Annotated in this window: 12 protein-coding genes and 1 pseudogene; all 13 read right to left on the reverse strand. The window is 51.9% G+C overall.

All coding sequences use genetic code 11. From position 1 onward, the window contains the following. Positions 1-3 precede the first annotated feature (3 nt). Positions 4-3,300, reverse strand: coding sequence for a tape measure protein (locus tag DK430_RS10020; RefSeq protein ID WP_109078918.1), 3,297 nt, complete (start codon positions 3,298-3,300; stop codon positions 4-6). A 27-nt stretch (positions 3,301-3,327) separates the two neighbouring features. Continuing rightward, positions 3,328-3,510: a hypothetical protein gene (locus tag DK430_RS10025; RefSeq protein WP_109078919.1), complete on the reverse strand. Its 183-nt coding sequence runs from the start codon at positions 3,508-3,510 to the stop codon at positions 3,328-3,330. A 5-nt stretch (positions 3,511-3,515) separates the two neighbouring features. Beyond that, positions 3,516-3,941 (reverse strand): DUF6631 family protein, encoded by a 426-nt coding sequence (locus tag DK430_RS10030; RefSeq protein ID WP_109078920.1) that lies wholly within the window; start codon positions 3,939-3,941, stop codon positions 3,516-3,518. Between the two features lie 58 nt (positions 3,942-3,999). After that, the gene (locus tag DK430_RS10035) at positions 4,000-4,746 is read right to left on the reverse strand and encodes a phage tail tube protein (protein WP_109078921.1); all 747 of its coding nucleotides are present in this window, start codon (positions 4,744-4,746) and stop codon (positions 4,000-4,002) included. After that, entirely contained in the window at positions 4,746-5,012 is a 267-nt protein-coding gene (locus DK430_RS10040; protein ID WP_109078922.1) for a DUF7210 family protein, read from the reverse strand. Before DK430_RS10040 ends, DK430_RS10035 begins: the two co-directional genes overlap by 1 nt. Continuing rightward, positions 5,009-5,455, reverse strand: coding sequence for a phage tail terminator protein (locus tag DK430_RS10045; RefSeq protein WP_109078923.1), 447 nt, complete (start codon positions 5,453-5,455; stop codon positions 5,009-5,011). The genes DK430_RS10040 and DK430_RS10045 overlap by 4 nt, the downstream gene beginning before the upstream one ends. Beyond that, positions 5,455-5,961: a gp436 family protein gene (locus DK430_RS10050; protein WP_109078924.1), complete on the reverse strand. Its 507-nt coding sequence runs from the start codon at positions 5,959-5,961 to the stop codon at positions 5,455-5,457. Before DK430_RS10050 ends, DK430_RS10045 begins: the two co-directional genes overlap by 1 nt. Before the next feature lie 9 nt (positions 5,962-5,970). Continuing rightward, positions 5,971-6,894, reverse strand: coding sequence for a major capsid protein (locus DK430_RS10055; RefSeq protein ID WP_109078925.1), 924 nt, complete (start codon positions 6,892-6,894; stop codon positions 5,971-5,973). A gap of 65 nt (positions 6,895-6,959) precedes the next feature. Continuing rightward, positions 6,960-7,325: a capsid cement protein gene (locus tag DK430_RS10060; protein ID WP_109078926.1), complete on the reverse strand. Its 366-nt coding sequence runs from the start codon at positions 7,323-7,325 to the stop codon at positions 6,960-6,962. Then, on the reverse strand, positions 7,322-8,350 hold the full coding sequence (locus DK430_RS10065; RefSeq protein ID WP_109078927.1) for a peptidase: 1,029 nt from the start codon (positions 8,348-8,350) through the stop codon (positions 7,322-7,324). Before DK430_RS10065 ends, DK430_RS10060 begins: the two co-directional genes overlap by 4 nt. 226 nt (positions 8,351-8,576) lie before the next feature. Beyond that, positions 8,577-9,068: a phage virion morphogenesis protein gene (locus DK430_RS10070; RefSeq protein ID WP_109078928.1), complete on the reverse strand. Its 492-nt coding sequence runs from the start codon at positions 9,066-9,068 to the stop codon at positions 8,577-8,579. A 101-nt stretch (positions 9,069-9,169) separates the two neighbouring features. Further along, entirely contained in the window at positions 9,170-10,423 is a 1,254-nt protein-coding gene (locus DK430_RS10075) for a PBECR2 nuclease fold domain-containing protein (RefSeq protein WP_109078929.1), read from the reverse strand. Further along, positions 10,416-11,750 (reverse strand): annotated as a pseudogene (locus DK430_RS10080) (DUF935 domain-containing protein); the annotation flags it as partial. The gene DK430_RS10075 and the pseudogene DK430_RS10080, both read right to left, overlap by 8 nt. Positions 11,751-11,827 lie beyond the last annotated feature (77 nt).

Here is an 11,827-nt window from a genome sequence, read left to right on the forward strand (position 1 = left end):
CCCTTAATTTAAAATATCTTTTATCGTTTGTTTGTTGGCACGGAGCATGGTTAATACCGCCTTGTTGCCCGCGTTGGTCTTGAGCCCAGCGGTAAATAACTCCGCGCTGTCAACTGCCAAAGTTTGCTGGATGTTGACCGGTGACGCCACCACTTGTGTTCCTGCGCGACCGTCGCGCAGGGAATCACTTAAACCCGGCTCGCGGTAGCTCGGCACCGGCGGGACGGATACAGGTCCGCCGGTGGCAAGTTTGCGTAGGCGCTTGTTGTTGATGGCGTCCATAAACGCGTGTCCGTAGTGCGATACTGCCGACGCCTGAATCACCCATTCGCCATCCGAAAGACGGGCGGGAATAGAATCGGATGTACTTGTACCCGGTCCACGAATCGGACCTCCCGTAGCATGACCGCCGACACTGGAAAACGCGCTAGCAATAGCGCTCCACCAACCGCTCGCCGCACTGCTCGTTTGCATGGCGAGCTGTTGCGCCGCGATTTGCACCATGGCGTTTAAAATGGTTGTGGTAAGGTTTTTGAGCGCGTCACGTAGCGTCATCGTGCCGTTTGCCAAGCCCACAATGGAGGTCTGAATCCCTTGTGTTAACCCCTCTTTAAACGCCTTTTCAAGGTCGTTTCCTGCGTTTTTGAGCTCGGCAATTTTGAGCTTCATGTCTTCCAGCGAGTTTTTCGCCGCTTCGCCTTGCGCCCCCGGCATTTGAGCGAGCTTTTCGAGCACCGGGATTTGTTTTTCCAGCTCCGCCACGGTTTCTGCATACACTGCTTTCAGCCGCTGTTGCCCCTCAAGATGACTAATTAACCCAACCTGCACCTGCGCCTGAATACGTTGCTCTTGCGTGCTCTGATTTTGATACAAGCGGTTAATCTCATTTTGCACGCCGTCCACTTGCGCTTTGGCTTGCTCAAGTGGAAGGATTTTTTTAATCAGATTAATCCCGTCCACATTGCTGTGCTTAGTAAACTCCGCGAGCAACTTGTTATAACGCCCCTCGATGTCGGTAAGATTGGCTTTCACCTCTTGCCCGGTTAAGCGCAAATACTGCACGTTTAACGCCAGATTTTTGTCTTCAGCGTCATATTTTTTCGTTTTTGTACGGGCGCCTCTTTTGGCTTTTTCGCCGGCTTCAATTTGTGCCGCGTATTGTGCGGCGAGTTTGCGTTGTTCGTCGTTGAGTCCCTCTTTGTCCGCGTCATACATGATTTTCTGCGCGGTACCCATGCCGACCGTAGCCGCACGGTCTTTTAAGCGGTCAAGCCAGGATTCGGCTTTTTTGTTTTGCTTTGCCTGCTCGATTTGTTTTGTCAAATCAATCATCATGTTGATGCGGTCAATAAACGGATCCATTTGGCTCGCCGCATTGCCGGCTTGTTTGCTCAAAGCGATAAAGGTTTGCTTCATGGCCTCGAGTTGCTCGGTTGCCGTCATCGTCGCTTGCGTCAGCTCATTGCGCAGTTTTTTCTCGGTTTGCGACAATTCGCCGCCCATTGAGCTTAATTGCTCTTCGGCGGCTTTAATGGCTTTTTTCAGTTCTTCTTGGGTTTCTGCCGCTTCCAGGCCTCCGAGATTTTTTAACCGTTCGGCAAATTCGCCGCCCGCTTCCATCGCGGCGTTAAATGCGGCGGTGAGCTGTTCTTGGTTGCGGTCTGCCAATTCGCCCGTTTTGTCGGATAACTCGTCCGTGGTTGCCGTCAACACTTTAATGCGTGCATTGGCTTCATTGAGTTTGTCAAGATCAACAAACCCACCGAAACTATCGCTCATCATGCGTTGCTGTAACTCATCGCGACGTTTAATCAGCTCGTCCAGCTCTTTCTTGGCGTCTTCTATGGCTTTGTTGTTGGTTTCGACTTGGCTGACACGTTCACTAAAACCGCCGATTTCGCCGAGCTCTGTTCGCGCCTGGATTAACGCCTCGGTTTTTTCAATGTTGGATTGGATACTATTGGCGGTTTGTTGATATTGCTCGTCCAGCTCGCGCTCTTTGCCTTGGATGTATTCATATGCTGCATACAGCCCAAAAATGGCGGTGATAGCAAGCCCAATGGGACCACCCGCCAAAGCAAGTAAGCTACTACCAAGCCCGCTAAAGGTTGCCGCGCGCATTGCCACCGCAAGATTGCGATTGGCAAGCGTTAGACGTTCCGTGGCAAGCGTTGCCCTGTCCGTTGACGCCGCCATGGCGACCGCCGCTTGTGCGGCTTTAACCTCAATTGCGGCGCGGGCGACGAGTGTTTGATTCGCCACCGCTGTGACGGCGGAATTACGCACCATGGCTGCCGCACTTTGTAGCATGCCGGCGGTAAAACGGGACGCCATTGCTACAGCAACAATCAGGGCAACATTACCCAGCGCGTCGAGATTACCGGCAAGTCCGGAGAGTGCGCCGGCGACTGCGCCGGTGACGGATACGGTGTTGTTGGTTTGATTAAGCCAATCGCTCCAGCTATTGCTTAATTGATTCGCGGCACGTCCGATAGTCAACGGCATTTGTTCGTATTGTTTTTGGATTTCGTCTGCTGCTTCTTTCGTGGCGCTCAAGATAATCTGCGGGGTGAGCTCGCCTTGCTCCGCCATTTTGCGCAATTCGCCACGCGTTTTGCCAAGGGATTTTTGCAACACCTCTAAAAGCATCGGCATTTGTTCGGCGACGGAATTAAATTCTTCGCCGCGTAACGTGCCGGAGGCTAGACCTTGCGATAACTGGATAATGGCGGCGTTAGCCTCCTGCGGCAATGCACCGGAGACCACGACCATTTGTTGCAAGGTGCGGGTAAATTGCAGGAGTTCCGCGCTGTTGGCTTTGTCGCCAAAGGCGCGGTAAACGCGGGTGTAAAGCTCAGCTGTGGACGCAAATGCATTGCCCGTCTCATTGGAGATATCCATAAGCTCCCGAAACGTGCCTTTTGCCTCATTGTTAGAGCGGGAGACAAGACGGATACGCGCTTGATAGCTTGTCATTGCGTCGGCGTCGAGCAGGATATTTTTTACGCCGAGCGAAACCCCGGCGATTGCCGTAAAGCCTAATAATTGGGACTTAAAGCTGTTTAATTGTTGGCTGACGTCGGCAAGGTCTTTTTTGTTTTGCTTAAGATCTTTACTGAGTAATACCGATACTTTATCCAGCGTACCCAAGCCTTGCGCGCCCGTTCTGCCTTGCGTGCCAAGTTTTTCGCTTGCCGTGCCGGTGCCGGTAATCTCCGCTTTAAATTGCTTAAATTTACGCATCGCCTCGTCGATGTCGGCTTTAATGCGCATTGAGAGCGTCAAGTTATCGGCTGCCATAAATCACCTTAAAAATTGACCGCACTTTTATGCGGTCAGGTCGTTAATATAATTCGTTAAGTCTTTGCCGCCGCTAAAACCGACGGCGCAATCTATCGCACGGGCGGCGCGCTCACGGCGGGCGCGGCGCATGGATTTTTCATAAAACAGGATGAGTTGCCGGGCGGTGTAGTGCCCCAGCTCGCTAAATTGATGACCATTTGCTACCAAATGCTCTACGATTTCGCCCCAATCAGGCGACGCGCATTGTTCTGCGCTATTTCCTCGACCAGCGGTTGCACCGCTTTTCGGGTAAAAAAATTGCTGTTGACCGCCCACCACAACAACATCAAATCTTCGCCTTCTTGGGCGTTAAGATTCGCCACAAACTCCACGGTTTTGTTAATGGATACGGCGACCAGCTCAATAATGGCTTCGTAGTTGTCGGCAAGCGCCTGCATGATTTCATCCCAGCGCGCATTTTCAGGCTTATCTACGCTCGCTAACTGATTGCGCAGACTTGCGATAAACGCCACCAGTTTGGCGTTATGCTGCATTTGCTGGATGAGCGTGTATTCTTTGACTGTGACCGTTTCGCCGCCGACGGTGATGTCACGGTTCGGGTAGAGGATGTCAAGTTCGGAGGTGGCTTGGTTTTCCATGGTTTCGCCTGATTCTTATGTTGAGTTGATTTCCCCGGGCATTACCCGGGGAAGGGGATTATTTGCGGATTTTAATCACGCGCCCGAAACGACCGAGCGTAGCGTCGCCCACTTTGGTAGTGTCGGCGAGCACGGTAGCTTTGGTATTTAGCGCATCTAACGAGTTTTCATTGTTGATGAGGCTCAACGCTTCGGTTGGGGTAAAGTTGATTTTGTATAACTCAACCACCGTCCACTCATTATTTTCGGCTAAGTTAATGCCCTCATAGCGCAAAAACAGATCTTTCGGGTTGGTTGTGAGCATAGCAATGATTTCAACTTGTCCGTATTTATACGCTACAGTATCGGTATTGGCGGCAATGTCTTTCAAAAATTCCACCGCACCAAAAATTGGCTCTACGGAGTAATCCGTACCTTCGACCAATGACCCGATTTTTACTTCGCTCACATCTTGGTGCGCTAATGTAATGCGGTCACCGGCTTTAATCACTGCCGGCAATTTTTCGCCCGTTACACTACCACCCGGCACTGTTACAGCTTCGCCAAGTAATAACAAGGCAAGATTCGCCGCGCTAAACTCATGGAATTTAGCCGATACTTCGCCCGATTTGCCGGTGATAATTTTGCGCACTTTCTGACGTGAGCCGGAGTAAGATTCGGTATGTTCAAAACTTTCCACTGTTAATGAAATAGACAGCTCGGACACATCTCCGACCCAACGTTGTGCGCCGATATTGCCAGTTGCGTCACGCACGGCAAGATAGAGCTTGCCCTGTCCGTAAGAATACGTTTCAACGTGTGCCATTATTGTTCTCCTTGATTTTGATTTTCGGTTTCACCGTCAGCGGACGGTGTGTTTTCGGCGGTGTCGCCGGGCTGTTGTTCGGTGGCTGCCGGCTGTTCGGACTGTGTCGGCTTGTCGGATTTATCCGATTTTTTTACCGCACTTTTTACGCCGATTTGATGCCGGATGAGATACACCGCGTCGGCGTCGGTCACCTCAATCACCTCGCCCGCCGCGTAGCTCACGCCTGCGTGGACGTGCGGTCGGTTTAATTTAATTTGCTTCATCGGTTTCTCCCCATGATCATTTTGGTTTGGTAGGTCTCCATCCAGACCAGATAAGAGTTGGTGTAATCTACGATGTTGCCGCGCACAAAAAAGGTTTCTTTTGCTCCCGGCACAGGCGGACGCCAACCCATCAACTGCTCGCGGATTTTGCCGATAACCGGATTACTCACGCTTAAATGCGGCGTTTCAACGTTGTACTGATACGACTGCACAATCACGATCACCGAGAAACTCACGGTGACCATTTGACGTACCGCCACGTCATTGAGCGTGCCCACCTCGCTATTCGGCACCACAAACACCGCAGGTGTTGCCAAGCCCGCCAAACTCACCTCACTGATGGAGCGATATTCGGCGGTGGAGCCTAACGTGTGGATGTAGTCCGGCTGGAGCGGCTTGAGCTGCTCAATCACATGCTTAATGTCAAACGGTCCGTATTGCATTAGTAATCCTTCAGGGTCTCGGCGGTAAACACACGGTCGCGTTTGGTAAATTTCGGGTAACCGGAGGCGGGCACAAGCTCATCCTCCAAGCCGAGCGAAAACTTACCCTCCGCAACCAACTGCAACAATTTGAGCGTATCGCGGTAGTCGCGCACAATCGGGTTATCCGCTTCTTTTGCCGGCAAATGCTGGTGCAGGTAGTAACGGACCAGACTGCGCGCCCACGTAGTTAAAATGCGCGGCGTTTGCTTAAACGGCAGCTTATAGCCACGTTGACGCAAATAGCCGTCAATTAACGCGCTCGAATCCGCGATCACTTCTTCGATACGTTTAATCGCTTGATTCACCCGCTCAACATCGGCGGGTGAAAAGTTAGCAACGTCTTCACCGTCCAAAATTTTACCCCAGATTCGCCAGTCGGCAGGCGGTTGTCCCACCTGCGCGGTGACTTGAGCGAGTTCCATAATGCCCGGCTTTTCGTACAGTTGTTGCAGTGTGATATACATGCGGCGACCTTAAATAACGTCTTCTAAGAAGAATCCTAAATCACGGGCGGTGACTAACTCTTTTACTGATTCGCCAACACGGATACGATAACCACCGCGCATACCCATATCTTGGTCGAAAATTTCAAATGCCTGGCGGTCGCCCCATTGAGCAGTAAAGCCAAATGTTGTACCGCTGTTGGCATCTGCCAATTTGTCGCGGTAAATCAGAGAGCAGTGATTACCCCAAGCGTGAGCAAGCACCGGTTTTTTGGCAATGTTGACAGTATTCACCAGTGCCTGACCAACAAAGATCGCATCAAGCTCTAACTTATCGCGCAAGTATTCAAGTGGCACTAAACCATCATCGCCCAGCGTGCCGTTGTAACCTTTGATGATGCTTTTATTTTGGCGCAAAGCACTGGCGGCTTTTTGTCCCAAAACCATAATGTTCGGACGCATCACAAGACTATCTAAGGACTCAAGTAATAATTTGAGCGGCTTAGAGTCGTCATGTGTCCATTGGTCTGCACCGGACAATTTTTTATAGTTACCGGAGGCATAGGATTTTTTGTTAAATACCAAATTTGCCGTACGCACTTCACGATCTAACAAGATGAGATTAGTCGTTTGCTCAGTTGCACGACCTGTAGGGCTGTAACCCTTCGGCGCATTCTGAATGTCCGCAATCGGCACTGGCGAATCCAAACCGTAATCTTCGGTTGAAGATACTTTTTGTGTAAATCCGAACTCAACCTGATTCGGTCTTGAGGTACGACCCACATGCGTTTTAGGGATGGTAAAACCTTCGCCCAAATCGTATTCCTTGTATTTAAATTCTTGCTTGCCGACTCCAACACGCGGTAATACCTCATCAGCAATCATGCGGCGGTTGCGATACGCAATTGCAATGGCAGTCAAGACCGGATCAACTGGAAAATTTGCTTTACTCATTCTTTAATCCTTTTTTTCAATAGGTGAAAATTAATTACAGTTTTCGCTTAATTTTGGTGAACGGGTTATTCAGCGGCAAAACCCGGGGCGATGAACAGGGAGCCTAAATCACCTTCCGCACCGTCTTCTTCGGCGAAGCCGATGTAGGCTTGTTTGGCGGTGGCTTTTACCGCACGACCTTGTGCGTCGGTAGTCAAAGCGTCGCCGCGTTTGATTTCCGCGCCGTACATCACCGGATACAAACCGCTGCGCACTACATCCACATGTTCGCCCGGGTCTTTCGGCACTCGGGTAGAAATGCCGATCAGTTTGTCGGTGGCGGCAGTGGCTTGTTTTGCACCGTCTTTTTCTTCGCCAAAAGCAACAATGCGATAACCTTCGATTTTGCCTTCGGTGACGTAAGCAATGATTAGTTCAGGGGTGTTGCTCATTTTTGCGCTCCTTTCATAATGTGATTAACTGCGTCGGTCATTGTGATTTCAACGCCGGCTTTCGCTTGCTCCGCTTGATATGCGGTCGCCGCTTTGGCGATAGACGCACCGTCGGCAAAGTCCACCGCGTCTTTGTCTTTTTCGCCCGGCTCACCGGATTTTTCCGAAAAGTCCACCGGTTTGGTGTTGAGTACGTCTTTTAACACGTCGATGGAGGATTTAGAGACGGTTTGTGTGCCGTCAGAAAATGACACCGGCGCGTTGCCCAGTTGCACCATCACCTCAACCAAGCCCGCTTTGTGTGCCGGCAAAACTTTGCCCGCTTTAACCAAAGAATCGGCAAAGTCGGTGGCTTCTTTTTTCTGTTTTTCCGCTTCCGCTTTGGCTTTTTCCTGCTCGGCGGCTTTCACTTTGTCTTCACGCTCGGCAATAGCGGCCTCACGGGCGGCAAAGTCGGCTTCTTTTTTTGCCACTTCGTCTGCCGCTAATTTCGCGGCGGCGGCTTCAATGGCGGCTTTTTGTTCTGCTTCGTTCATGATTTTCTCCTGTGGTTTGGGGTTAGCAGATTCGGATTCGTCAAAGGCAAAGTCGGCAAACGCATTATCGCCGCCTTCGCTTTGCGCAAAGTTCACGTCTGCCAAGCCTTTCACGGCGGGCGGCACTGCGCCCAAAAAGCCCACATGACGTAAATAATGATGACCGGGTTTTGGATTGCCGGGTGTTTCCGGTAAAAAAATGGATGCGCTGCGCTTTTTGTAGCGTCCGGCATTCACCGCCTCAGCGAAGGCTGCGTCAACTTGTCCCACGTGGGCGTAAAGTATGCCGTCCTCCACGCTGGTCTGTTTCACCCAGCCGTAAGCCGGGGCGGTGAGATTGGGGTGACCGATGACAATTGGCGACTCAAAGAGTTTTGGATCATATTGTGCGGCTAAATCGACTAAATCCGCTTCGGTAAAGCGGATTTCGCGCCCATCCATGGCGGTGTGGGTGCCGGTACGCATGATTTCCATTTTGGTGAGTTTCACGGATAAATAACCTCGGATGTGTGTTTAATGGGCACAGTATGCCGAGGCGCAGGAATTTTGTATTTTTTCCGCGTTTGGAATCAGTTAAAGGGGTAATTTTGCAAATGCAGGATTATTTAGATGGGATATGTCGTTTTTAACGTGTTTATAAGCGTTTATAAACACGCTAAAACGCATTCAGGGTATAGTTTATCGTTTTCCCGCTTAAAACGCCTGTACGCGCGTTTTACGCGTTAAATCCGTTTTTTAGGTGTTTGCGGGCGATTTCGAGCAATCGTTGCTCGTCGTCGGCGGATAATCCGAGCCATGGGCGCGCCGGTATATCCACGCTTTTCACCAGCTTGCCGAGGACGGTTAATGCTTTGCCTTTTTTTGCGGTGATCGTTCCGCCGAATTGATGGATTGCCGCATACTCACGGTCCGAGCCGAACACCACGCCGGCATCATCGGCTTGGTAGCGCAGTGTACCACGCAAATGCCCGACAAGGGTCAAAATTTTGTCGGCGTTTTTCTTTTTGCTCTCGCGGTATTGTTCGTTAAGCGGCTCCCACGGCGTGCCATCGGGGGCTTTCTGTGCGACAAACCGCGCAAAATGAATCGCCAGCAACTCTTCGCCCATCTCACTAAACATCAGTTTCGGACGGTTTAACGTCGCCACAGCATTATCAATTACGCGGGCGAGCTCATTAATATCCAGTTCAATGTTGACTGCGGTCATATTTTGTCCTATATTAATTTCAACGCATCGGGTGGGCAGTCCCCGCCAGGACCTCCAATCCCACACCCGGCGTGACTCACTTGTGGCGGCGGGTGAGTTTTTTAGTCTTCGTCGTCCCGGTAATACAACATCACACCGGTGCGCACCTGCTCCAAATACTCGTCTTTTTCCGGCGCAAATATCGTCACACCGTCCCAGCCGTCACTGCCCACATCAAACACCGCCAATGCCGGTACATTGTGCCCGCTGTCGTCCAGCTCAAAGCGGGCGATATAGCGACGGCGTACGGTAGTTAAATTCAAGTGGTGATGATACTCAGCACGCGTCCAGATTTCGTCCGGTTGTTGTAACGCTAACGCAAGGAGTTTTAAATACACCTCACGCCCACGCTTTTTGAGTTTGGAGTGCCCGCTGCGCGAGGTAAACAGTGCGTCGCTGATCACCAGACTTTCGCCCAGCACATCTTTAAATATCGCTGGTTTTTCCACTGTCGCGCCGAATTCGGACAAAAACTCGTTAATGTAAAATCCGTCTTCCTTGCCTTCCGGCAACAATAAACTGCTGGATACCTTGCGCGGGGTCGGCATTGGGATTGGTGTATCTTTGCGGTGCGGGTAAAACTCCACACGGCGCGGTTGTCCGTTGTCGTCTAACGGCGGCGGGGTTTGACTTTTTAGTCGTGATGCGCCGGGGATGTGCTCAAAGCCGGGGTCAATACCTTTCGGCACTTTAACAATACGCGGATTCAAGCCACGCGCGCCGACAATGCGCTCCTCCCACTCAATTGCGGGCGCTTTATCCACTTTGAGCCCGTTGCGGTCCATGTAGGCTTGACTGCGTCCGATAACAGTGCATTGACAGCCCCACGCGTTGATTGGGAAATGGGTTTGCCACCAAGGATCATCATGGCGCAAAATCAAGCCGTCCCAGTGCACGTGCTCAATGCGCGGATGGCTTACGGCGTCGCTGTGGACGTATTCCCAGTACGGCATCACCTCTTTGAGCTCTTGCAGTTGGGCGTATCTGCCTGCCTGATAACTGGAGCGCAGGTTGGTTTCGTAAATCACACGACTGCGCCAGTTGCGCCCGCCGTGATAGTCCCAGCCGTATTTGGCGACGATATTGTCAAAATCCTGCCGGAACTCCTCGAGGGTTTTACCGTTGGCGATAAAGTCGTTAATGGCGGCGGCAAAATCTTCAATGATTTCGCGCCGATTGGCGCCGGCAACCACTGCTGCATAATCATGCTCAGCGTTATAAATGTCCGTCCATGTGGCGGTCGGGGTCGGGATTTTGCGCTTGTAAAACTCAATTTGCTCGTTAAACGGCACGCTCCCGTAAGTCGCTTTATTCATTGTTCGCCTCGCTCGCTGCCGCTTCACGCCCGCTTAAATTTGCCGCATTGAGCGCCAGCGCCATGGCGGCGGTGTACTGCTCAAGGCTCATATCCGGCATCACGGTCAACAGCTCATCGCGCAGTTGCTCAAGAGATTCTGCGCGCTCGGCTAACGCCCGCACTTGGCTCACCCAGTTATCAATCACCGGCGCCAGATTGTTGTCGAGCTGGTCAACCATGTGGGCCGGGATGTCTTTTTCCGTCCCGCCCGCAAAATCCGCCGTTTTCTTGGCGGGTTCTTTTGGTGCAGGGTCATCATTATTCGGCTCTTCCGCCTTTTCCCAGTCGCCGCCGTAGGACGCTTGGATTTGCCCTAAGGTCGGACGGTAGCCGGTGGTTTCAAAGATGACTTTGTCGCGGTTGGCTTTTTCGTTGAGATCTTCCGCCTCGTCAAACACTCTAAACACGCGCGGCGGGCGGGCATTGGCAAAGTTCATGGCGGTTAGCCACGCCACCGGACCACGATTAAAGGATTCACAAATCACGTCGGAGTCCGCTTTGATAATGGATTCCAGCACTTTTTCTTGCAAGTCATCATTGCCGAGACGTCCCGCCGTGCCACCGGATGAGGAGGTTTGCCCTAACACGACACGCTGGATACCCTCGTTCATGGTGTCAAATAGTTCCTTGTATGAGCCGTTGCCGCTGCGTCCTTGGCTTAACAGCTCAATGGGCATATCTGCCGGCATCACAATGCCGCTGTCGGATTGGATAGATTCCACCGCTTCCAGCAAGCGCTTCTGGTCGGCTTCGCTGGCGTTTTTGCCGTAGCGTCCCAATACCGTCGGCATGCCGAATTTTTCCAAAAAGATGAGCCAAAACTTGACGCCGTTACGTTTAAAAAAACTCAACCAATACAACCAGTGCGCCAAGCCGATGCCGTACGGCTCATCATCGTGGTCGGCACCGGTACAAAAACTCCAGAAATACGGCGCAGGGCACTCAATGCCGGTGGTTTGATTGGCGCGGGTAAGCAGGCGCAGTTCGCCCTTCGGCGTGAAGCGAAAGCGGCGACGGTTGCGCACTTTGACGTCCGCCACGTACTTGCCATCATCATTGACGCGGTACACTAATTCTGCCACGGCATAGCCGTAAAAAATGCCGTAGTGCATGAGTTTGGTAATGCGATCAAAGCCGATTTCGGCGACCCAGTTACGGATAAAATCCGCCGCTTCCACGTCCTGCGGTTCGTCGCTTGCGGGCTCCACCGTCCATTCGCGGGAGACCAGCGCGTCTTGGCGTTGGGTAAAGGTGCGTTTGACTTCTTCGTCGCTTAATACTTTTTCTTGACATCCTCCCCGCCCTAAAGGACGGGGATTCCTACTAGCTCCCCCGCTTTGCGTGGGCTACTCTCGGTGGGTTC

This window comes from Aggregatibacter kilianii (assembly GCF_003129965.1).
Taxonomy (GTDB): domain Bacteria; phylum Pseudomonadota; class Gammaproteobacteria; order Enterobacterales; family Pasteurellaceae; genus Aggregatibacter; species Aggregatibacter kilianii_A.

Excerpts from the sequence above, each read along its gene's own strand:
- DK430_RS10050 (WP_109078924.1), bottom strand. The coding sequence starts at position 5,961 with ATGTATATCACACTGCAACAACTGTACGAAAAGCCGGGCATTATGGAA.
- DK430_RS10075 (WP_109078929.1), bottom strand. The coding sequence starts at position 10,423 with ATGAATAAAGCGACTTACGGGAGCGTGCCGTTTAACGAGCAAATTGAG.
- DK430_RS10040 (WP_109078922.1), bottom strand. The coding sequence starts at position 5,012 with ATGAAGCAAATTAAATTAAACCGACCGCACGTCCACGCAGGCGTGAGC.
- DK430_RS10035 (WP_109078921.1), bottom strand. The coding sequence starts at position 4,746 with ATGGCACACGTTGAAACGTATTCTTACGGACAGGGCAAGCTCTATCTT.
- DK430_RS10070 (WP_109078928.1), bottom strand. The coding sequence starts at position 9,068 with ATGACCGCAGTCAACATTGAACTGGATATTAATGAGCTCGCCCGCGTA.
- DK430_RS10045 (WP_109078923.1), bottom strand. The coding sequence starts at position 5,455 with ATGCAATACGGACCGTTTGACATTAAGCATGTGATTGAGCAGCTCAAG.
- DK430_RS10055 (WP_109078925.1), bottom strand. The coding sequence starts at position 6,894 with ATGAGTAAAGCAAATTTTCCAGTTGATCCGGTCTTGACTGCCATTGCA.
- DK430_RS10060 (WP_109078926.1), bottom strand. The coding sequence starts at position 7,325 with ATGAGCAACACCCCTGAACTAATCATTGCTTACGTCACCGAAGGCAAA.
- DK430_RS10020 (WP_109078918.1), bottom strand. The coding sequence starts at position 3,300 with ATGGCAGCCGATAACTTGACGCTCTCAATGCGCATTAAAGCCGACATC.
- DK430_RS10030 (WP_109078920.1), bottom strand. The coding sequence starts at position 3,941 with ATGGAAAACCAAGCCACCTCCGAACTTGACATCCTCTACCCGAACCGT.